The organism is Flammeovirga sp. SubArs3, assembly GCF_947387565.1.
GTDB lineage: Bacteria > Bacteroidota > Bacteroidia > Cytophagales > Flammeovirgaceae > Flammeovirga > Flammeovirga agarivorans.
Genome location: NZ_CANDOA010000006.1, coordinates 53728 through 76165 on the forward strand (window position 1 = coordinate 53728; position 22438 = coordinate 76165).

Here is a 22438-nt window from a genome sequence, read left to right on the forward strand (position 1 = left end):
AATGGACTCCTTTTTTTATGAACTACAAGATAGCATCGAACAACCTACTTTGTGTCTTGCCCAATCTGGCCTTTTTGCAAACCATTTTTCTGCATCTTCTTGTTCATCATATGGTTTCTTTAGTAATTGGAAAAGCTCATCAATTAATTCATAATTCCCTTTATCTGCTTCATCTATAGCAAGCTGTGCCATATAATTTCTCAAAACATATTTAGGGTTGACCTGATTCATCTTCTCTTTTCTTTGTTGATCACTTTGCGTTTCTTTTTCTAATCTTGCTAAGTATTTATCAAACCAATTTTGCCATTCTTCTTTTACTTTACCATCAAATTCTTCTTCATGATAGAAAGCATCAAGGAGGATATCAGTTTGCTGATCGAAGGGCTTATCTTTTTCGATATTTGAAAGGTTTCTAAAGAAGATGGTCATGTCCGTTTCAACTAAATGTAATGTCTTATTTAGTTGATCTATTAATTCTTTATCATTAGTATCCGTTTCAAAAAGACCTAACTTACTCTTCATCATTTTTTCATATTTCTGATGATAGATGGCACTAAATGATTCAAGTGCATTTTGTAAACCTTCTGCTTCACCAATAAGTGGATACAAAGCATTGGCTAATTTATATAAGTTCCATGCTACAATTTCGGCTTGATTACCAAATCGATACCTTTTATGTTCTCTATCTGTGGTATTTGGAGTCCATCCAAAGTCAAAACCTTCTAACCAACCATAGGGACCGTAATCTATTGTTAATCCAAGAATAGACATATTATCAGTGTTCATCACACCATGAACAAAACCTACTCTTAACCATTCGATAACCATGTCCAAGCTTCTTTCCCCTACCTCTTTGAAAAACTCTAGATAGACTTTTTTATTTGGCGTTCCTAAATGTGGATAGAAATTTTCGATAGTATAGTCGGCTAATTTCTGAAGTGTGACCACATCATTATTGGCTGCCAAAATTTCAAAGTTACCAAACCTTATAAAACTCGGTGCAACTCTAGTAACAATGGCCCCTTTTTCATAGGCAGAGTTACCATCATACATTACATCTCTCATTACCTGATCGCCAGATAATGCCAATGAAAGTGCTCTAGTTGTAGGTACTCCCAAATGAAACATTGCTTCACTCATCAAATACTCTCTGATGGAAGATCGAAGTACCGCCAACCCGTCTGCAGAACGAGAATAAGGAGTTTCACCTGCACCTTTTAATTGTACCGCCCATAGTTTGTCCTGATGTGTTACTTCAAATAGATTGGTAGCTCTTCCATCACCAAGTTGACCTGCCCAATGACCAAATTGATGACCACCATAACACATAGCGTAAGGTTGGGTTCCTGAGTAAATTTTATTTCCAGTAAAGACATCTCTAAACTTTTCACTCTTACTTTCCTCTTCACTAATTCCTAGATTTTCTCTCATTTCATCAGAAATATGAAGAATTTGAGGTTGAGCAGTTTTTTTAGGCGTAACAGTAGAATAGCAAGCGTTAATTACTTGACGTCTTGTATTTTCTTTATCCGGATCTGCTGGTAATGAAGTAAAAGTGTTGGTGATATTAAGACGCATCGTACAGATTGTTTGTGAAATACTCTGATGTTAAGTAGCAAAAGTAATTCTACTACTTGAGAGTGCCAATTTTTTTAAACCTAACTTTGAAATATGTAATAATGTTTTTTTTCCTCAATTATGTGTTTAAATTTGCTAAGCAGACTATTTATAAATCAATAAGACATTTTAAATTTTTATATAAACAAAAAGTAAACTTAACTCAACTTTTTTATATCATGCAGAATACAAAAACTAGACTTCAGTTTCGTGGGAGTGGGAGTGAATACTTTGGTATTGAAATCGTCAACTATTTCCTAACTGGTATTACTTTGGGTATGTATTACCCGTGGGCAAAGGCTAAGAAACTTAAATATCTTTATGGTTCGACCTCTTTACAAAATGAACGCTTTACATTTCATGGTACTGGTAAAGAAATGTTTAAAGGCTTTATTAAAGTAGTCGCTTTAATGATCGCTTTTTATGTAGGTATGGTGGGTCTTGCAATGACTGGTGATTCCACATTATTGGCTATCGGTATTGGTGTTTTTTATATTGGTTTATTCTTATTAATTCCAATTGCAATTCATGGATCATTAAGGTACCGCTTATCGAGAACTTCTCTGAAGAGTATCCATTTTGGTTACCGTGGTGAAGTAGGTGAACTTATTAAAAAGTATTTTAAAGGGTTGTTCTTGTCTTTAATTACATTGAACTTCTATGCACCTTGGTTTATCGTTGAGCTGAGAAAGTACATCATTGGAAATATCCGATATGGAGATGTAGAGATGAAGTTTACAGGTAAAGGTGAGGAGCTATTTAAAATTTACCTTAAAGGTTTAATCTTGACAATGATCACATTTGGTATCTATGGTTTCTGGTTCCAAGCAGCAGTTTTACGCTACGAATATGAACATATGAAAGTAGTACAAAATGGAAAAGAGCTTGATATGGACCTAGATGTAACTGGTGGTGAGCTATTTGGTTTAATCTTAGTTAACTTACTTATCGTGATGTTTACATTTGGTTTAGGTGCTCCATTTGTTACTATTAGAACAATGAAATTCATTGCTGAGAGAATTACAATTATTGGAGAGTTAGATCTTGATATTGTACAGCAAACTGAAGAAGATTACAAGGATGCTACTGGCGAAGATATGCTAGATGCACTTGAAATCGAACTTTAGGAAGAATTCAATAATAACAAGCCTTGAAGAGCCTCAAAGCTCTTCAAGGCTTTTTTACATAATATGATGTACAAAGGTAAACTATATAACGGTAAAAGTTCTAAATCTCATACTGCTACTGTAACCTGGGATTACAGAGACCAACTAAAGATTACTTACGAAACAATCACTGTACAAGAAGATCTGGAGGTCATCGTCAATAACTCATTTACCTACGAAAAAATCGACACTATAGAATTGATTACAAAAGGATTGGTACAAATCAAATTTGATGATTTTCCACATCCTATTCTTGAAGTCGATGATATCAATTTCTATAAAGAACTTAAAGAGAAAGATGTAAAAATAGATGGAGATTTATCCTTCTATCATATTTTTAATTCACCCTTAAAAGCATTGGGCTTGGGTGTCACTTTTTTAGCAGCTGTATTAAGCTTCTATTTTTTTGCCATTCCTTTTTTATCACACCGTTTAGTAGACAATTTACCTATTTCCTATGATGTTGAATGGGGCGAAAAGTCGGCAGAAATCATTTTGGATGAGGAGGAAATCAATAAAGAAGCATCTTTACTTGCTAATGAGCTGTTTCATCAGACAGGGTTTACCTCAGAGTTTCCAATCGAATTCTACGTTGTCAACGGTGATATCGTCAATGCTTATGCACTACCAGGAGGTAAGATTGTATTGTATACAGGCCTCTTGGAAAAGATGGAAGATATTAATGAGCTTTATGCGTTGATAGGTCATGAAATAGGCCATGTAGAGCAACGACATTCTAGTAAATCATTGGTGGAGGCTGCTGCTGGGTATGCTATTTTATCATTAATGCTGAGTGACATTAATGGTTTAACAGCTGTAATTACAGATCAACTACATAATTTAAATAAACTTTCTTACAGTAGAAGTATGGAAAGTGAAGCTGACGAATATGCTCTTTATTTCCTAAAGGATGTACATGCTTCCGAAGAAGGTTTGGTGCATTTATTTGATATTCTTATTGATGAATATGAAAATAATGAGGTGCTTAAGTATGCAAGTAAAGTGACTTTTCTTTCGACGCACCCTGATATTCATGAGAGAAAGAAAAATGCAGAAAAGGAAATTTCTTCTGACCAAAATAATGTATCTGATAAAGAATTGATGTTGTATGAAGACCTTATGTCTTCACTTAGTATAGAATAACTTAATTACAATTACTATGAACAATACAGAAGACGAATTAAAATTAAACGGTGTCATAGTCTTGGCCTGTTTATTCTTTATTTCATTAATTGCAGGATTTGTAGTTTACTTTGATGATAATTTTTACCTAGGCGAACTACTCATATCTACTGCTGTAATCATTTTTATCGCTTTAGTATTATCTGCTCTTTTTGAAAAGGCCAACGTCTATATTTTTGGACTTTCAGCTATACTATATCCGTTTTTTTTACTTTACCTCTATTATTCTGATTCTATATCATCTGAAAATATTTTTGATGTTGAATTGATGGGCTATGTCATCTTTGTTGAATATCTAATGATCAAATGTTCATTATCGTATTGGAGAGAAAGAAATCAAGCAGAGGTAGAAGAAAATGTTTACTCGGAAAGCTAGATATTTCTATAGAGCTCACTAATACTATGAAAGGTTTCCTTATCACTTAAAGTTGTACTTTAATGATAAGGAAACCTTTTTTATCAACTCTTATTTACTGTTTAATTTCTGAACTTCATCGTCAAGTGCTTTTAACTGTTGCATGCTCTCCATTTTCTTGAAATATTCATAATTGATATTGTCTGCTCTTGGAGCCGCAGGTTGGAAAGGGTATTCAGGAACTGTGGTGACAAATTTTGTGATTTGTTCGCCTATTGAACCAAATAACCACATATTTTCAACATACCATTTAAATGCAGTTTTTGATTGATCTTGCGCTGTTTCAAAAGGATCCAATTTTAAATTGACGACCTTAGGAAAGGCGGGTACCGCTCTATATGCTTCTGACATATCACCTTCTTGCACAGCAAAACTTACTTTCCATTCTTTCCATCTTACTGCATTTAGATCTCCTGTAGATGAGAAATAGTAGAACGTTTCTCTAGGTGATTCTTTGGAGTTTCCTGCTAGATAATCTGTTAAATCATAACCATCTAAATGTACTCTAAATGTTTTTCCATTAGCCTTATATCCTTCCTTTAATCGTTCTTTGACATCAGGAACACCCGCTGCACTCAATAATGTAGGCATCCAATCCATGTGCGACGCCATTCCATCATATTTGGTACCTGGTTTAATTACTCCTGGCCATTTAATTACACAAGGAGCTCTAAAACCACCTTCCCAAGTGGTTCCTTTATCTCCTTTAAATGGTGATACTCCACCGTCAGGCCAAGTAAATTTTTGAGTACCATTATCAGTCGACCAAATGACAATGGTGTTATCATCGATCCCTAGCTCTTCCAGTTTATTTAGTAAGACACCTAAATGTCTATCATGTTCAATCATACCATCAGCATACTCACCGACACCTGTTTTTCCTTCAGATTCATTTTTCAAGTGAGTCCAGATGTGCATTCTTGTAGAATTAAACCATAAGAAAAAAGGTTTATCTGCTTTATGTGCTCTTTCTATAAAATCAGTAGCACCTTGCAGTAACTCATCATCTATAGTTTCCATTCTTTTCTTAGTCAGTGGTCCCGTATCCGAGACTCTACCATCGGCATAAGAATGAATAACACCCCTAGGTCCATATTTCTTTTTGAACTCTTCGTCTTTTGGATAGTAATAAGATTCAGGTTCTTCTTCCGCATTTAAGTGATAAAGGTTGCCGAAAAACTCATCAAAACCATGTTCTGTAGGTAAGTGTTCATCTCTATCTCCTAAATGGTTTTTACCAAATTGCCCTGTGGTATATCCTTGGTTTTTTAAAAGGTCTGCAATGGTAGGTGCCCATTCGGGAATACCATGAGGAGAACCAGGAAGACCAATGGTAAGTAAACCTGTTCTAAATGGCTCTTCTCCTAAGATAAATGATGCTCGACCAGCTGTACAGCTTTGTTGAGAATAATAATGGGTAAATAGTCCACCTTCATGAGCAACTCTATCTATATTAGGTGTTTGGTAACCCATCATTCCTAAATTGTAAGCAGAAACGTTACTAAAGCCAATGTCATCACCCCAAACTACAAGGATATTGGGTCTTTTTGATTTTGCCTCTATTTGATGAAAAGTAAGTAATAATATGAATAGGTTGAAAATGGAGTAATAACGTATCTTTTTCATATCTCTATATTGTTTAATATCAAACTAATAATACAAATATGATCACAAAAAACATCAATGAAATTGAGGTATGATAAGAAAAGACGATTCCGATAATTTGAATAGGAGTTGAGTAAAAATAGGCTTAAGAGAACCTGACTGAGAATTTGACAAAATATTTGGTGTTACAAACTCTTAATGGTTGATAAATTTTTATTTCGAAACCGATTTCAAAAGAGAATAGAATTTTACTAAATAGAAACTTGTTGTAAATTACTGAAGATTAAATTCATCGAGGAAAATCAAATTTAAACCAAATGAATAGAACCCTACGATTGTTGGCAGCAGGCTGTCTAATGGCTTTTACTGCATGTGATTCTGGAAATGAAAATACTTTATATGAATCCGAAACATACAATGTGTATAAAGATCATGTTACCCAAGGAGATTTTACTGCCACAGTAGTATCGCCAAAAGAAATGACATCTAACTATAAGAGTCCACTTCAAGATGCATACAGTAGAGCAATCGAATTTAAATTCAGTATAAATGGAAAAGATGATGAACTAGCTTATGGTAAAAACCACCGCCTAGTTATTCATCCGGAAGATGGAAAATATACTTCACCAACAATTGTTTTTGGAGAACATCATTTGGACAATGAGAAGGTCGACAAAATGGATTGGTTGGAAAAGAATACAGAAGTAACTATCAAATTAGATATGTCGCCTGTATTAAATGCCTTCAAAACAAAAGGGTATTATGAAGATATTCATGGTGAGAAGATTTACCAAAATGACTTTAAAGGGGTTTATGTAGCAGGAGGAAGTGCTCCAATGCGCTGGGACTTCGACAATTTAGGAGATGTAGAACAACTGACAGATAAGGATGGTGATGGTATTTATGAAATCACTTTAGTGATGAATCAGCCAGATCCTGAAAAAATCACTTCACCAGTGTGGAAATCAACTAAAAATCTATCTAAGTATCCAACCTTTACTTCTGATATTCCATTAGTTGATGCTCTTTATAATTTAGCATTGAACGAACTTGTGGCCGATTCTGAAGCAGATGGTACTTTTAGGACTGGTAAAGAATGGGGAGGAGTTTGGACTAGAGATATTTCTTATTCTATTGTTTTAAGCTTATCAATTTTAGACCCTCAAAGAGCTATTACTTCTTTAAGAAGAAAGGTAAAAAGAGATAGAATTATTCAAGATACAGGTTCTGGAGGAGCATGGCCTGTCTCTTCTGATAGAGTAACTTGGGCTTTAGCAGCATGGAATGTTTATACTACAACTGGCGATCAGGGGTGGTTAAAAGAAGCATACAAAGTTATTGCAAATACGATAGATGATGATATGCATGTTGTTTATGATCCAGCAACAGGTTTAATGAGAGGAGAGTCATCTTTCTTGGACTGGAGAAAGCAGACTTATCCTAGATGGATGGATAACGTTGATATCTACAGGTCATTGAACTTAGGAACAAATGTGGATCATTTTGAGGCTATGAATATCGCTGCTAAAATGGCTCGATTATTAGGAAAAGAAAAAGACTACCAAAAATATAATGAGTATGCTGTTAACCTTAAAAATGCCATTAATAATCACCTTTGGTTAGAAAAAGAGGGATACTACGCACAATATCTATATGGTAGAGATCATATGATCCTTTCTCCAAAATATGAAGCATTAGGTGAGGCATTGGCTGTAATTTTTGATGTTGCTGATGAAAATAGAGCGAAAAGCATTGTAAAAAATTCACCAATCACTCCATATGGTGCTGCTTGTGTTTATCCTCAGATTCCTGGTATTAGACCTTATCATAACAATGGTATTTGGCCATTTGTACAGGCTTATTGGAACATTGCAACAGCAAAGGCAGGTAATGGTACTGCTTTAGAGCAAGGTTTGGCATCGATTTATAGACCTGCGGCCTTATTCTTAACCAACAAAGAGAATTTTGTAGCAGAAGATGGTGATTATATGGATACAGAAGTCAACTCTGATGAGATGTTATGGAGTTTATCTGGTAACATGGCAATGATTTACAAAGTATATTTTGGTATTTCTATTGATGAAAAAGGCATCTTAAGTTTTAATCCTGTAGTACCAAAAGTATATGGAGGTAGCAAAGAATTGAAAAACGTAAAGCTTTGGAAAAATAACTTTGATATCACTCTAAAAGGTTACGGTAATAAGATCAAATCATTTACAATAGACGGAAAAGCATCTGATGAATTTACCTTTAACTTGAAAAAAGGAGGAAATCATAAAATTGATATAGTCTTAGCAGATAATGATATTACTGAAGGAACGACATCAAACAAAGTAGCTAATAAATTCCATCTTGAAAACCCAAATGTTACATATAAAGGTGATCAATTAACATGGAACGCAGTGAAGGGAGCAGTTAATTACGAAATCATTAAGAATGGTAAGGTAATCGCCACTCAGAACGAAACGTTATTTACAATCAAGAAAGAGAAAGAGGTAGATGAGTATGCTGTTAGAGCAATAGATAGCGATAATTTCCCATCATATATTTCTGAACCAATTTCAGTAGGGGATATTAAAATCAAGAATGTTTCGAGAATTGCGAGCGCAAGTAAGAAAATCGATATTAAAGCAGCTCCATCAGGAATGGTAGAAGTTTCTAAGAAAAGAAATAAGAAAGTAGATTTTAAAATCACTGTTCCAGAATCTGGAGAATATATGGTTTGGTTCTCTTACACAAATGGTAGCGGTCCATGGAATACAGATAATAAATGTGCAATACGTAATTTATTTGTAAATGGAACAGATCAAGGTGCTTTAGTTATGGCACAGCGAGGTACTGAAGAATGGTCAAGTATTGGTATGACAAACCATATTCCTGTACAATTAAAGAAAGGAGCCAATAAATTATCTATCCGTTTTGAATCGTACGATGAAAATATGAATGTTGATGTAAATACAGCACTTATAGAAAATGTCTACTACGGTAAAGCGAGTAAATAAGATCTTTAAATAGAAAATAAAGGAGATAGAATCAATTAAGATTTTACCTCCTTTTTTTATATTTTTTTATCGTCGATATGCCCTATATCATCCCATTATTATTAAAGATGGCTACTTTTTCTGGAATAGGGTAAGTCTGTAATTTTGAGAAATCTTTCTTCCAAAAATCCATGTCAAGGATCTCATTATTGACATTTTTTGTGAGTGTAATCACTACAGGAACTTCATCACTATCTCTATAAACCACTTGGACAATATCCCCTGCATAGGCCGCCTTTTCAGGTGGAGTAAAGTTTATACTTCCCATAACAGCATTTTCATAATCATCTACCATGGTTGGTAATTCAAAACTCTCAGGTTTTAATCCTCCTAAAGTGATTAGGTGTTGTACAAGAGTTATTTCCTCCTGTCTCACTTCTCTTCTTTGACTCATAATTATAATTTTCAACAAAATTAAAGTAAATAGCCAAAAAAGCCATCCTTTGTGGTAAGATGGCTTATTTAATATTTCTTTATTGGAATATTAGTCTCTTAATCAGTTGGTATACATGTCATTCATACTTTTCTGTTTTCTACAGAATAGGTTCTCATTTGATCAATTCAATAATGATAGAACCGATAACTGTAAATAAGATAATACTTGTTGTGATAATTGTGGAAAGAATCTCCGCTCTTAATGTATTTTTCATTGATACTAAAGTTTATTAACCAGACTGTTGTCTCTTCAAAAGTAACATTGATACCTTGTTTTTAAAACACATTAACTATTAAGTAATAGATTCGAAAAATGTTACTAATTTCCTGTTTACAAACTAAAAAGCCATCCTATAAATATAGAATGGCTTTCTCAATATTCTCTTCTATCGTCCAAATAGAATCGTATGAAATGAAATGAAAAACTACTAATAATATATCTTTCGTTACATCAGTGGAAATGCATAAATATTTTTTGCCTTTCCTCCCTGAACTTTAACGTATTTCTCAATGATTTTTTGATGGATATCTTTCTCTTCTACAATCTCATATCCTTCTTGTGTCAGAGTGTCTCCTTTTATCGTTACAGTGAAATCGAAATCATATCCTTCAAATGCTCTGTGAGTACAGTATTCTAGGTTTTCTTTGTACTGATTTCCTTTTAAAGTATAAGCACCTCCACCAGCAATAAACTTTGCTTTGGTTGAGTCAATTCCTTTGTGTTCGTCATGATTAAGAAAGGCAAAATGGTTCTGATTAATTATCTTAATCATTCTGATACCATCCATTTCAAGATGCTCTACTGTATCTTCTTTTATGGTAACTGCTGAAATAAGCTCCCATGTACCCTGAATATTGGGTTGTTGGTCTACTTCAATACAGCTAAATATTGACAGTAATAGTAATATGTAAATTGAGCCTTTTCTCATAATCTGAATCATTTTGTAACGATTACATTACAAAAGTGTAGAATAGACCTTACTTCACAATTTCTTTTCGACCAACAGCATTTTTTGGAGTGTAAACAACATTAAACGTTTATCACAAAAGTTAAAGAACAAAAAAAGAGAGACAAATGCCTCTCTTCGTAATAGTAATATCTAGTTCTGGTTATGCAGTCTACGGATAAGGTTAAAGGTTTTTTCCTTTCTGTAGCTTCTGTTGTTTACCTTTCTGGTTTTTGTTTTCGCGATTGTCTTTTCTCTTATCAGAATTGAAAAGAGTTTCAGAACCCCACTTTAGGGTGTTCTCGCTGATGGAGTACGAGTTGAACATATTTAATGGTAGGTTTAGGTTATTATTATATAATGCAAATGTAAGTAAATAAATGCTAGAGCACTAATGCAACCGATTGAAATTAACATAATCGAAGGTTTATTTTCTTAATGTATGTTATTCTGTACGAAGGATTTATACTTTTATATCACTTGAAGTTCTTTATAAATGAATAATATCTTTTTTAATACAATATGTTTTCTATGGTGTTACATCAATAAGTAAAGAATATTCGTCTTTTTTTGATATGTTTTCATGGTTTCATTTAGAAATGAAAAAAATAACAATATTTTTGTTTCAATTTGAAGTGAGAAGCTTAATCACAACAATGTTAATAGTAATCTAATACACTACAAGGGTTTTTATTATCAGTGATGAAAGGTTTAAATTTGAATAAGATCGTAACCTCCTAATGTCATTAGGATAGAAGTAAGCGTTACTTTGTTTTTAATACGAAATTTTTAGGAAGTCAAATGAAAGATATAATTACCCAACTAGGGTCAATTACTTTAGAACTAACAGATATTATCGAAGATGATGTTGTAGACATACTCAAAGGAACTCTTTGGGGTACTGAGGGTGGTTTACGCTATGTCCATACAGAAACAAGAAAAAGTTTAGTAGATACTAAGAAGGCATATTTTCTTAACCTTAGAAGAAATAATAAGCTCTTAAGTACTATTACACTTATCCATAAGGAAACATTTTATGAGGGACAAAAAATAGAAACCTATCATATTCGTTACTTTGCTTTTATGCAAACGATGCAGAGTGCTAAGCAGGCAGCAAATAAGAAGAAGAGAAAAGTAAGTTTATTGGATCAACAACTTATCGATTTCTTCAATAATTACCGGATGCCTGAAAGCAAGGAAAATGGTACACCTCAATGTTTCCATGCACAAGTGGAGAACGACAATTTGAGATCGAAGATGTTTACTGAAAAAGTAGGCTTCCAAACGATTGGCAAAATGACAACCTTAACTTACAGTAGGGTTTCTCCATCTATTCATAACAACTTTAGAAGGATAAAAGAATCAGAGAAGAGTACGTATATGTCTCTTGTTGATGATTTCTATAAAGATTATGCTTTTTTCTCTTCAGAAAATATCTGTAAAAATGAAGATGTTTTTGTCTTGGAAGAAAATGGAGAGATTGTAGCAGGCGGACAACTGTTTGTTGGAAATTGGCAATTTAAACACCTTCCTGGTATTGAAGGAGTGGTCGCAAAATACTTATTACCTTACATACCTCTAGCCAACCGTTTATTCAACTTCAAAAACCATTCTTTTGTGACTGTAGAAGGTTTATTCTGGAAAAAAGGTTACGAAAATCGTATCCAAGATTTTATGTCTTCTGCATTGAAAGTAATGAATAAAAATGTTGCATTTATCTGGATGGACCCTGAAAGTAAAGACTATATAGATGCCAAAAATAATAATGATTGGGGAGTGCTTGAACACCTAAACAGTGGTAGTAAATCTTCGATTATCTTACGAACAGAGAAGGAATTAGAAGAAGAATACGAAGCTTACGCTAAGAAAGATAAATTTATTTCGGGGTACTACATTCTATAAGCATGTTTTTTTCATTAGATAATTATTCATCAATAGATCAAAAGTTAGCGGTATTCTCTGATAAAGAGAAATTACAAATTGCTACAATATATACTTGTAGTGGTTATAAAGGAGAACCTCGGAATGTAATTCTTGAAGTTCTTGAACGTTTGTTCTATTTGTCTGAAACAAAATCTAAAGTAAAAAAAATAGTCTTTTCATTCTTCGATACATTAGAAGGAGAAGGTCTTCTACATTCATTTGAATATCGACAGACAAAATATTACCATACAGTAGATTTAGAGTCTTTTGTTTGGGGCGTGATTTATATTAAAAAACATGCACCTCATGGCTCTTTTATTGAAAAGTTGAGTGATACTTTCCCTCCATATGAACATTCATTTGGTCGTTCTGTATATAAACCTGAAAATTCTGTAAGAGACTTAATGTTGGGAAACTCTCAGCTCTCTGAAATTATTTTCATGAATATATTTCAGAATAAAGCAGGCCATTTTGATTATATCACAACACTACTTCTTGGTGTTTTTTCCGTTTATAAAGCGGGATTTGATAAAGGAGAATGGTTAAATGAAATTCCTGAAAAACGTCTACATGAAATGGTAGAATATTTCTTAGCAGACTTTTTTGATGCTAAGGTAGATATTCAACTTTTCCGAAATGCAATAACATTCCTCCCTTCAAATGCACATGTGATCTATAATTTTGAATTACTTGATTTCATTTTGAGAGGAGATGTCGATACTGCTCTTCAGAAAATTACTTCTCATCACCTTGATAAGAAATATCTAGGGTTAGGTCATTTTATCAGAAAGGACAATGGTAAAGCATTACCGAATTTTCTAGAGGCCATTGGAGTAAAGGATCTCATCAAAGATGCAAAGAAGAAATCTTCTAAATCATGGCAGTTTTTGTCTAATAGCTTAGAATTTATTTTTTCTGCCATCATCTTAAAAGAGATTCCTGATGCGACTTCTCTAAATAGAAATAGATATAATTCAGCACTTGCTAAAAAGCTATTAATCAATAAAGAATTACTTCATGCTCAATTGGACCTTGAGAGTGTTTTTAAGAATAAGAATAGTCTAGATTGTTATTATGATAAATATGATCTAAGGTTTAAAATTATTGAGTTTCTGGAAGAACCCAACCTATTGAATCCCTTTTCGCATGCTTATTTGGTTTGGCTATATATTCAAGTTTTTGGTAAAGAGTTTAAGTTATCAGACCATTTGATTAACCCAGTTGGAGGAAGAGCTTTAAAACTTTATCGATCTGGTTTTTTATGGTATGCATCAATCCTTGCTGAGGCTTTCCAATTAGCTAAAAAGTTTGAGTTCGATAGTGATATTGACCTAGAGTATTTGATGGATGAAGATATTCTTCAGCTGAAAGATATTTTAGAGGTATCTGAAGTAGAAGAGTGGGAACAGGTTTTAAAGAAAATTGAAGGCTTAGCAGAAAACTTTAAAGAGACCAACAAGAAAAAGAAAACAACAAAATCAGAAAGCAGACTACTTTGGGTTGTTGCCGACCACAGGTTATATGTACAGCCTATGGAGCAGACAAAATTGAAAAGTGGTATTTGGTCTAAACCTAAAAAAATATCCGATCGACGAATGCTATCAAGGTCGATCAAAGGGATGTTAGATATCGATAATGAGATCTTTGATAAAGCAGTTAAAGCTTATGGAAGAGGATATTTTGATTATGATGTGCTAGAGGTTTGGAAACTTCTTCCTAATCATCCAAACGTGGTGTTGGAAAGTGATGATAATGTATCTGTTATTGTTGAAAAACGACCATTGGAATTACAGATCACAGAGAAAGGGGAAAACTATAAACTGTTTTTTGATAAGGATGTCAACATCGATTTTCCCTTAAAAAGAGAAACACCGACTAGGGTTATTTTGTATGATGTAGATAGTAACATTAAATCTTGGGCAAGGAATTTCCCTACTGATGTTATCATCCCAAAAAATGGAAAGGAAAAATTAAAACAGGTGGTTTCCTCTTTAGGACAGTCCTTAATTGTACATTCACATGTAGAAGATATTAAAGAGGAATTACCAGAATTAGTAGCTGATAAAACCCTTCATGCTTTACTTACACCAAGAGGTAATAATATTCTTTTGGAGTTGTACATGAAGCCATTCAAAACACAACCTCCTTATGTTGTTCCAGGAAAAGGAAAAGAGATCTTAGTGGAGGAAGTAGACAGGGAAAGAACTAGGGTCACAAGACAATTAAAAGAAGAACAAGAGGTATTACATAAGTTCTATGCACAACGCCCGCAATTGGATATGACCAACGACGGACACCATGCTTGGGAACTAACAGATAGAGAAGAAACCCTAAATGCTTTAAATGAACTTCAATTTGGAGATATACAACCTGTTATTGAATGGCCGAAAGGCATACGTTTTAAGCTTCTTGGAAAAGTTACTGGCGGTAATGTTACAGTAAACATCCAAAGTAAAAAAAGAGACTGGTTTGCTATTGGTGGAGATGTGAAACTAAATGAAGAGGTGGTGACTTCTTTAGCCGATTTAATGCGTCAATTCAAAAATGACCCAAATAGCAAATATGTAGAAATAAAGAAAGATGAATTTATTGCACTAACGGATGAACTAAGAAGGCAACTTACTGCTCTTACAAGTGTTGCAATAGATGATGATAAAGAATTAAGAGTACACCGTTTGGCTTCTTATGGTGTTCTAAATGAGTTGACAAAAGAAGCTTTAGTCCGTTCTGACGATACCTGGAAAAATCTGCAGGAGAAAATAGAGGAAGCGAATCAGAAGTCATTTTCTATACCTACTACCTTACAGGCAGACTTGAGAGACTATCAAGAGGAAGGTTTCCAATGGTTGTCTAGATTAGCTTCATGGGGAGGAGGTGCCTGTTTAGCGGATGATATGGGGTTAGGAAAGACGATACAAGGTTTATCATTAATGCTTAGTAAAGCATCTGAAGGACCTTGTTTAGTGGTTGCTCCAACTTCTGTAACTTTTAACTGGGTAAATGAAGCTAGAAAATTTGCTCCTACTTTTAAAGTCCATTTGTTATCACAAGCTACGAAACGAGAGAAAGTGATTAAGGAGGCAGGACCTCATGACCTTGTCATTTGCAGCTACGGTTTATTACAATCAAATAATAAAAAATTAATTGATAAAGATTGGAACATTGTTCTGCTCGATGAAGCACAGGCTATCAAGAATAAAGGGACAAAACGTTCAAAAATAGCCATGCAATTGCAAGCGAATACCAGAATTATTACTACAGGTACTCCTATAGAAAACAATTTGGCAGAACTATGGAATTTGTTTGAGTTCATCAATCCTGGTCTATTAGGAAATTGGGAGTCATTTAATAAAAACTTTGTATTAAAAATCTCTGAATCAGGAGAAGAGCATCATGCAAGATCTGCTAAAAAGGTATTAAGAAGACTCATTTCTCCTTTTATCCTAAGAAGAAAGAAAAGTGAAGTACTGGATGAACTTCCTCAAAAGACCGAACAAGTCTTAACTGTGAATTTCTCTGATGATGAAATGACACTATATGAGGCACACAGAAGAACTGCTTTAGAAGAAATTGAGGGGATAATTAAGAAAAATGAAAATAAGGATACTACGCTTCAAGTACTCGCTGAATTAACCAAGTTGAGACAATTGTGTTGTCATCCTCGACTTATAGATCACACTTGGACTGTCCAAGGAAATAAAGTGAAACTTCTTTTAGAAACCGTCCATGAATTGAAAGAGGGCGGACATAGAGCTTTAATATTTAGTCAATTTGTTGGCTTCTTACATATTATTAAAGATGCTCTAGACAAGGAAGGGATATCTTACCAATACCTTGATGGTTCGACAACTTTGAGCAATAGAAAGAAAGGGATCGAGGCTTTTCAAAATGGAGAAGGGGATGTTTTTCTTATCTCTTTGAAAGCAGGAGGAACCGGACTGAATCTCACAGCGGCAGACTACGTGATACATATGGATCCATGGTGGAACCCTGCCGTAGAAGATCAGGCAACAGATAGAGCACATCGTATTGGTCAAACAAGGCCAGTTACAGTGTATCGAATGATAACAAAAGATTCTATTGAGGAGAAAATGATAGCTCTTCATGCGGATAAACGAGAGTTAGCAGATGATTTACTTTCTGGTACTTCAAAAGCTTCGAAACTAAATACACAGGAGCTATTAAAATTACTTCAGAATAATGAAGTTTTACTAGATGTGTAACCATATCATCCTGATTTATTGAATTGTAAATCAGGATTTTTTGTAAACAATTTTCTGGGTCACAGGTTAAACAATATAATCACCAAAAATCTGTAACTATGAAAACGCTATCCATCTTTCTGCTATTTGTTGTCTTGATATCATGTTCTACATCTAAATCTGTAGTGGTTATTCCTGCCCAACAAACTTTAATCTATGATCTATCAAATCTTGATATCTACGCATGTGAAATCAACAATAAGAGTAACCAAGAAGTAGGAGTTCAAGTAATCAATAAATTTTCTGGAAAAAATATTAGAGGTTTTGGCTTGAATCATCATGCTAAAGAAATAGTGCTGGTTGAAAAAGAAGGAATGCTCACATTAAAAAACTCGTCTAACCAACCTATAAAAATTGTTCTTTCTACTGAAGAAACGACAAGAGAAGCTGTAGCGATGAAAGAACCTTTTGTTACATTTACCTTAAGAAATAATACGGCAAAATCCATCCCTCTGATTATTCCAGGAGTGATGAATCCTAATTTATCTCCTTTTTCTAATAGTGGTGTAGACTTAAAAATTGGTCAAGAAATTTTATTCAAGGAGAAGGGAAAAACATATCAACTTTTGATCGTAGATCAATCTATTGAGATGAATTCGAAGCTTGATGTCGCACAACTTATCAAGGACAGAAAAGTAGATTTAGGATTATAACTAAATAGGTTATTTAATTTAATTATAACTCATATGGTTATATATTTTGATTATAACTAAATGGGTTATATTTTTGTTGAAAATTGATATTATGATTGCAATACTTACCGCTGATATCGTTTCTTCGACAAAAACTCAAAATAATGCGTTATGGTCATCATGCATAGAGGAAGTGATGGATTTACCATTTTTCGAAGATGCAAGATGGGATATTTTTAGAGGTGATAGTTTTCAGATAGAATTATCAGACCCTAGTAGAAGTCTTTACTTAGCCATTTTACTACGCGTATTTATTAATGCAAAGAAAGAGCTATACGATTTAAAAATAGATGTAAGAATAAGTATTGGCATTGGTAAGGAAGGTTATGAAGGTGATAATGTAATGAGTTCTGATGGACATGCATACAAACTTTCTGGAAGAACATTTGATAAACTGCAGGCTAATAATCGAAAACTTATGATCGCAACCGCATGGGATTATGATCTTATGGGGTTCCAAGAGAGTGTTCAACTAATAGAACATTTGATTTCCAATTGGTCATTCAGTAGCTTTACGGTAGGAAAACATTATCTTTTAGGTGTTACCAAGCAAAAGGATTTAGCAGAATTAGTAGGAGTATCACAGCCTGCCATTCACAAAAGAATCCAAAAAGATAATATGGAAGGACTAATCAATTACTTGAATTGGTTTTCACAGAAAATACTCCTACTGACAAGCTAACAGAACTAATATGAATACACTCTTTTTCCAACTTTTGTTCGCACACTTAACAGCAGACTTTTTATTACAATCAGAGAAAATGGCTGTGGAGAAGGCTGAATATTATTTCTCCTCGGCTTTTTGGAAACATATTGTGATACATGGCTTGTGTTATTTCGTAGTATTTGCGTTTCATTATCATCTTATTGGGCATTGGGAAGCTTCTGGGTTATCTCAGACAGGGGTGGCCACACTAAGTTTAACCTTTTTGCATGGGTTAGTAGATATCGCAAAGACATACTTCTCAAAGAAGTTTCCAGGTAAAGGGGTATTATTATTTACATCAGATCAACTCATCCATATCGGTATACTAGCATTATTTTCGATTAACTTCGATTGGAATTTTCTATTCGCTAAGATTTATACTGTAGAAATACCCTGGAAGATTATTGTCGCTTACTTATTTGTGACGACTCCGGCAGGGATTATCATGAAAGTTTTATTGAAACGTTGGACACCTGAGAGTTCTCAGATTATTCAAGATGCTTATGATAACCTTATGGAAGTTGAAATTGATCTCAACCGTAACGATCCAAAACGTTTGGAAAAGAAATTTAAGTTTCAGAAGAATACAAAATTTCAGAATGATCGGTCTACTTATGCATCCTTACAAGATGCAGGACAATGGATTGGTATTTTAGAAAGAGTATTGATCCTAACTTTTGTATTAAACGGAGACCTTAAATCAATAGGATTTCTCTTAACAGCTAAATCTGTTTTCCGTTTTGGCGACTTGAAAGGGGGAAAAGACCGTCAGATGACGGAGTATATTTTAATAGGTACGCTGATTAGTTTTGGTTTAGCCATTTTTGCTGGTTTGATGTGCCTAACAAGTGAAGAAGCTAAAAGCTTATTTTAAAAAAGAAGCTACCCTTAAGGTAGCTTCTTCTTATTTTGAATTCTTGACCATATCGATGATTTGTTCGGCGGAAACTCTGTACCCATAGACTCCATTAAGCACTTTCATAGAACTTTCATGTAACTCTGGAGTTAAAGCAGCAGTTCCCTCATCAACTATATACATTGTAAACCCTTTATCGGCACCATCTCGAACGGCAGTTTCAATACATTCGTTAGTAAGCACACCGACCGTTACTAATTGATCGATCCCCAAGTTTCTGAGTACATATTCTAAGTTTGTACTATTAAAAACACCTGAGGCCGTTTTGCTTAATACAATTTCATCATCTTTTGGAGCCACCTGAGGCATAATTTCAGCAGCTTTTGATCCCTTAGGAACATGACAACCAATACGTTTGTGTTCTAAGCTTCTATCGCGACCATCAGCTGTTAGTGCTTCAATTCTTACATGGATCACCTCTAAACCTTCGCTTCTAAAGAGTTCTTGTAATTTGTTGACGGTAGGAAAAACAACATCATCTAAACGATCAAAGTAGTAACTATGGTCTTCTCTTTTTGCATCCTTAAAGAAGCCATAACCGATTGCAGCATCGTGATATTGAATATCTATAGAAATTAAACCTACCTTTTTTCTTTTTAGTTCAGGAACACTTTGTCCCTCATACATATCTTCAATTGGATTTTCCATTTTCTTAATCTCAAAATTTCATTTCTAAATGATTACATAGGACCATAATTAATAGCTACTGCAATAGCCATGGCGATCCAACAAACGACATAAGCCATTGCTGTAAACTTGAATATATACTTGATCCAGCTTCCATAAGGAACTCTACATAACCCTAACATGGCGATTAGACCACCTAGAGTTGGAGTAAAGATATTTGTGATTCCGTCACCAATTTGAAAGGCTAATATTGTACACTGACGAGTAATTCCAACTGTGTCGCCAACAGGGATCATAATTGGTAGAGTTACTAATGCTTGACCACTACCACCTGGAATAAAGATATTGGTTATAGATTGAGTCATTGTCATAACCACAGCAGAGGCTGTTTTAGGCAAAGATTCTAATAAACCAATAAAACTGTGGGCGATGGTATCACTGATATGACCAGCATCCATTACAACCTTTAGCCCTTGGGCAGCACCAATAAGTATTGCAGCCAAAGCACAGGTTTCAAATGATTTAGACATCACCTGACTAATTTCTTCAATGCTCATTCTAGATATTAGTCCACTGACAATACCAATTATAATAAAAATGGCAGAGATCTCATTGATGTACCATCCCAAGTTAAAGACCCCATAAAGCATAACTAATAGCCCTAAAAGGAATATACCAAGGACGATTTTATCTCTTGCTGAAGTTTTATATTCTTCTAGAGGTTTTGACAACTCTAATCCGTGTGTATCTATGCCTTTAGATAAGCTCTTTTCTGGATTGGCTAATATCTTTTTGAAATAACTGATGTTATAATACACCAACACCGTAAGTAAGGCGAAGACCAATACACTTCTAAATTGCCAGCCTGAGAATAACGGCATTTCAGCAATTTGATGTCCTACACCTACCGTATAGGGGTTAAAAGGGGCCAAACCAAAGCCAACAGAAATACCACCAACAGCCATACCTGCACCTAGCAGAACATCCCCACCGATAGCTAAGCTAACGATCACCGCTATTGGTGCTAATGCAATGTTGTTTTCATAACCTACGAAGATACCTAGTAAACCATACATGTAGGTCATCATCCCTACTATAAGATATTTTCTTTTTAGTCCTAAACGTTTTACAAATGAGCCCACAACGTCTTCTAGCATTCCGTTCTTTTCGAAAATACCAAACATTGCAGCACTGGCAAAAACGATAAAGACAATATCTGCGATTTCTTGAAAACCAATGCCAATAGCGATAACGGTGTCAAATAGGTTAACAGGTGTCTGATCTACAGAGTGGAATGTGCCATTGACTACTCTCGCAACGCCATCAACAAGTTCTCTATCAAACTCTCCTGCAGGTATTATATAGGTAAGGACAGAAGCACCAATTAGCATAAAAAAGAGAATAGCTAATGGGTGAGGGATCTTATCTATCCATGATATCTTATTTTGTGTCATAGGTTATTAATTATTTCACATAGAATAGCTTAGTTATAAGTGTATTGGGTGATATACTTATGCAATTAAATCACTATTATGTGATGGGTAAAGGTTATTAAAGTGTTTTGTTATAATATTATACTTGATAGTTCTTTAAGAAGTCAACGACAACTTTTGCTGCAATATCAAGATCATTTTCTGTAACAGATTCTAGTGGGTTGTGACTGATACCATCTTTACATCGTACAAAAAGCATCCCCATATCAGTGATGTTTTTCATTTCTTGGGCATCATGTCCTGCTCCACTTGGAAAAGTAAAAACATCACTTCCTACATTAGCAACACTTGTTTCTAGTTGCTTTATGATAGTATCACTACATGTTGTAGGAGGAGCTTCATTGGTATTTGTCAAGGTATATGTTAACCCTCTTTTGTTGCAGACATCACTCAAGATCTGATCAAATTTTGTGACAGTATCTTTGATCAACTTTTCATCTAGGGAGCGAATATCCATTGTGAAATTGGCTTCACCAGGAATAACATTAATGGACCCAGGTAGAAACTCAACAATCCCAAATGTTGCTACAATATCCTCAATAGTTTCAAGGTATCTTGTTAACTCAACCATGCTTTCAGAGGCACCAATACCTGCATCTTTACGTAGAGGCATCGGTATTGTTCCTGCATGACCAGCCATACCATTTATATTGATAGTGTATCTGTGTGAACCTTGTATAGCATTCACTACTCCAACAGCTAAATTTTTATGTTGTAAAACAGGCCCTTGCTCGATGTGTACTTCGAGATAACCAACAATATCATCTTTTAATTTATCTTCAGGAATCTTATTAGGGTCAAGACCAAAAGAAATAAGTTCCTCTTTAAGAGTATTTCCATCTTCACTTTTTCTGTCAAGTAAATCACTTGTAAAAGTTCCGGCAAGTACTTTAGATCCTAAATATGTAGTTGCAAAACGGACGCCTTCTTCATCACCAAAAGAAGCGATCTTGACATTATATTTAAGGGGAATATTATTCTGAATACAGTGTTTTAGTGCGATCAGTGGAAGAATGATACCCATTGCTCCATCATATTTACCTCCATTTCTAACCGTATCTTGGTGAGATCCTAAAACAATTGTTTTATTTGTTTTCTCAGGAGAGGTATAAGTACCTATCATATTACCGATATTGTCCACTTCAACCGTTAATCCGATGATATCAGTCATTAACTTTTCAAGGTACGAATAAGCAGCTTTATGTTCTTCAGTCAGATATAATCGAGTTACACCGGGACCTTCTTTCGAATATTTAGATAATTCTTCTAATACTTGGTATGTTTCTTTTCCTAGTTGCATAAGTAATTTAATTGACATTGAATGTCTTATGGGTAGGTTTAACAAAGTATAGAAGTAACGAGTCGTATCAACAATTCGTTTCAAAATATCACAAATGTTGATACGACTTCT

At 34.3% G+C, this 22438-nt stretch carries 17 protein-coding genes; 9 read left to right on the plus strand and 8 right to left on the minus strand.

The window, feature by feature from the left end; genetic code table 11:
• Positions 1-15: 15 nt before the first annotated feature.
• Positions 16-1578, minus strand: coding sequence for a protein adenylyltransferase SelO (locus QL232_RS17330; RefSeq protein ID WP_281615102.1), 1563 nt, complete (start codon positions 1576-1578; stop codon positions 16-18).
• Between the two features lie 218 nt (positions 1579-1796).
• On the opposite strand from QL232_RS17330, the gene QL232_RS17335 reads away from it, so the two are divergent.
• The 3 genes from QL232_RS17335 to QL232_RS17345 all read left to right on the plus strand — a co-directional run bounded on the left by QL232_RS17335 (position 1797) and on the right by QL232_RS17345 (position 4341).
• Positions 1797-2744 (plus strand): YjgN family protein, encoded by a 948-nt coding sequence (locus tag QL232_RS17335; RefSeq protein WP_168884279.1) that lies wholly within the window; start codon positions 1797-1799, stop codon positions 2742-2744.
• Between the two features lie 63 nt (positions 2745-2807).
• Positions 2808-3926: a M48 family metallopeptidase gene (locus tag QL232_RS17340; RefSeq protein ID WP_281615103.1), complete on the plus strand. Its 1119-nt coding sequence runs from the start codon at positions 2808-2810 to the stop codon at positions 3924-3926.
• Between the two features lie 16 nt (positions 3927-3942).
• Positions 3943-4341 carry a hypothetical protein gene (locus QL232_RS17345; protein ID WP_281615104.1) on the plus strand — a complete coding sequence of 133 codons (399 nt, stop codon included), beginning with the start codon at positions 3943-3945 and terminating at the stop codon, positions 4339-4341.
• Between the two features lie 90 nt (positions 4342-4431).
• Here QL232_RS17345 and QL232_RS17350 read toward each other — a convergent pair whose 3' ends face one another.
• A complete protein-coding gene (locus tag QL232_RS17350) occupies positions 4432-6006 on the minus strand; it encodes an arylsulfatase (protein WP_281615105.1) in 1575 nt (524 codons plus the stop codon).
• Positions 6007-6302: 296 nt separating this feature from the next.
• Between QL232_RS17350 and QL232_RS17355 the strand changes: the two genes are divergently transcribed.
• Positions 6303-8987 carry a glycogen debranching protein gene (locus QL232_RS17355; RefSeq protein ID WP_281615106.1) on the plus strand — a complete coding sequence of 895 codons (2685 nt, stop codon included), beginning with the start codon at positions 6303-6305 and terminating at the stop codon, positions 8985-8987.
• 82 nt (positions 8988-9069) lie between these two features.
• On the opposite strand, the gene QL232_RS17360 is transcribed toward QL232_RS17355, so the two are convergent.
• The 3 genes from QL232_RS17360 to QL232_RS17370 form a co-directional block, all read right to left on the minus strand.
• Complete coding sequence (locus QL232_RS17360) at positions 9070-9420, minus strand: hypothetical protein (protein ID WP_281615107.1); 351 nt, start codon at positions 9418-9420, stop codon at positions 9070-9072.
• 487 nt (positions 9421-9907) lie between these two features.
• Positions 9908-10390, minus strand: coding sequence for a hypothetical protein (locus QL232_RS17365; protein ID WP_168884285.1), 483 nt, complete (start codon positions 10388-10390; stop codon positions 9908-9910).
• A gap of 202 nt (positions 10391-10592) precedes the next feature.
• Positions 10593-10736, minus strand: coding sequence for a hypothetical protein (locus QL232_RS17370; protein WP_168884286.1), 144 nt, complete (start codon positions 10734-10736; stop codon positions 10593-10595).
• A 473-nt stretch (positions 10737-11209) separates the two neighbouring features.
• Between QL232_RS17370 and QL232_RS17375 the strand changes: the two genes are divergently transcribed.
• The 5 genes from QL232_RS17375 (at position 11210) to QL232_RS17395 (ending at position 18865) form a co-directional block, all read left to right on the plus strand.
• Positions 11210-12310, plus strand: a complete 1101-nt coding sequence (locus tag QL232_RS17375; RefSeq protein ID WP_281615108.1) for a hypothetical protein — start codon at positions 11210-11212, stop codon at positions 12308-12310.
• A gap of 2 nt (positions 12311-12312) precedes the next feature.
• A complete protein-coding gene (locus tag QL232_RS17380; RefSeq protein WP_281615109.1) occupies positions 12313-16554 on the plus strand; it encodes a DEAD/DEAH box helicase in 4242 nt (1413 codons plus the stop codon).
• Between the two features lie 98 nt (positions 16555-16652).
• A complete protein-coding gene (locus QL232_RS17385) occupies positions 16653-17246 on the plus strand; it encodes a hypothetical protein (RefSeq protein WP_281615110.1) in 594 nt (197 codons plus the stop codon).
• Positions 17247-17337: 91 nt separating this feature from the next.
• Complete coding sequence (locus tag QL232_RS17390; protein ID WP_281615111.1) at positions 17338-17967, plus strand: AsnC family protein; 630 nt, start codon at positions 17338-17340, stop codon at positions 17965-17967.
• Positions 17968-17977: 10 nt separating this feature from the next.
• Positions 17978-18865 (plus strand): DUF3307 domain-containing protein, encoded by an 888-nt coding sequence (locus QL232_RS17395; RefSeq protein WP_281615112.1) that lies wholly within the window; start codon positions 17978-17980, stop codon positions 18863-18865.
• Between the two features lie 30 nt (positions 18866-18895).
• Here the strand turns inward: QL232_RS17395 and QL232_RS17400 are convergent, their stop codons facing one another.
• The 3 genes from QL232_RS17400 to QL232_RS17410 form a co-directional block, all read right to left on the minus strand.
• Positions 18896-19555, minus strand: a complete 660-nt coding sequence (locus QL232_RS17400; protein WP_168884292.1) for an isochorismatase family cysteine hydrolase — start codon at positions 19553-19555, stop codon at positions 18896-18898.
• Positions 19556-19587: 32 nt separating this feature from the next.
• Entirely contained in the window at positions 19588-20988 is a 1401-nt protein-coding gene (locus QL232_RS17405; protein WP_281615113.1) for an AbgT family transporter, read from the minus strand.
• Between the two features lie 118 nt (positions 20989-21106).
• Complete coding sequence (locus QL232_RS17410; RefSeq protein WP_281615114.1) at positions 21107-22327, minus strand: M20 family metallo-hydrolase; 1221 nt, start codon at positions 22325-22327, stop codon at positions 21107-21109.
• Positions 22328-22438: the final 111 nt, after the last annotated feature.

Excerpts from the sequence above, each read along its gene's own strand:
- QL232_RS17330 (WP_281615102.1), bottom strand. The coding sequence starts at position 1,578 with ATGCGTCTTAATATCACCAACACTTTTACTTCATTACCAGCAGATCCG.
- QL232_RS17335 (WP_168884279.1), top strand. The coding sequence starts at position 1,797 with ATGCAGAATACAAAAACTAGACTTCAGTTTCGTGGGAGTGGGAGTGAA.
- QL232_RS17340 (WP_281615103.1), top strand. The coding sequence starts at position 2,808 with ATGATGTACAAAGGTAAACTATATAACGGTAAAAGTTCTAAATCTCAT.
- QL232_RS17345 (WP_281615104.1), top strand. The coding sequence starts at position 3,943 with ATGAACAATACAGAAGACGAATTAAAATTAAACGGTGTCATAGTCTTG.
- QL232_RS17350 (WP_281615105.1), bottom strand. The coding sequence starts at position 6,006 with ATGAAAAAGATACGTTATTACTCCATTTTCAACCTATTCATATTATTA.
- QL232_RS17355 (WP_281615106.1), top strand. The coding sequence starts at position 6,303 with ATGAATAGAACCCTACGATTGTTGGCAGCAGGCTGTCTAATGGCTTTT.
- QL232_RS17360 (WP_281615107.1), bottom strand. The coding sequence starts at position 9,420 with ATGAGTCAAAGAAGAGAAGTGAGACAGGAGGAAATAACTCTTGTACAA.
- QL232_RS17365 (WP_168884285.1), bottom strand. The coding sequence starts at position 10,390 with ATGAGAAAAGGCTCAATTTACATATTACTATTACTGTCAATATTTAGC.
- QL232_RS17370 (WP_168884286.1), bottom strand. The coding sequence starts at position 10,736 with ATGTTCAACTCGTACTCCATCAGCGAGAACACCCTAAAGTGGGGTTCT.
- QL232_RS17375 (WP_281615108.1), top strand. The coding sequence starts at position 11,210 with ATGAAAGATATAATTACCCAACTAGGGTCAATTACTTTAGAACTAACA.
- QL232_RS17380 (WP_281615109.1), top strand. The coding sequence starts at position 12,313 with ATGTTTTTTTCATTAGATAATTATTCATCAATAGATCAAAAGTTAGCG.
- QL232_RS17385 (WP_281615110.1), top strand. The coding sequence starts at position 16,653 with ATGAAAACGCTATCCATCTTTCTGCTATTTGTTGTCTTGATATCATGT.
- QL232_RS17390 (WP_281615111.1), top strand. The coding sequence starts at position 17,338 with ATGATTGCAATACTTACCGCTGATATCGTTTCTTCGACAAAAACTCAA.
- QL232_RS17395 (WP_281615112.1), top strand. The coding sequence starts at position 17,978 with ATGAATACACTCTTTTTCCAACTTTTGTTCGCACACTTAACAGCAGAC.
- QL232_RS17400 (WP_168884292.1), bottom strand. The coding sequence starts at position 19,555 with ATGGAAAATCCAATTGAAGATATGTATGAGGGACAAAGTGTTCCTGAA.
- QL232_RS17405 (WP_281615113.1), bottom strand. The coding sequence starts at position 20,988 with ATGACACAAAATAAGATATCATGGATAGATAAGATCCCTCACCCATTA.
- QL232_RS17410 (WP_281615114.1), bottom strand. The coding sequence starts at position 22,327 with ATGCAACTAGGAAAAGAAACATACCAAGTATTAGAAGAATTATCTAAA.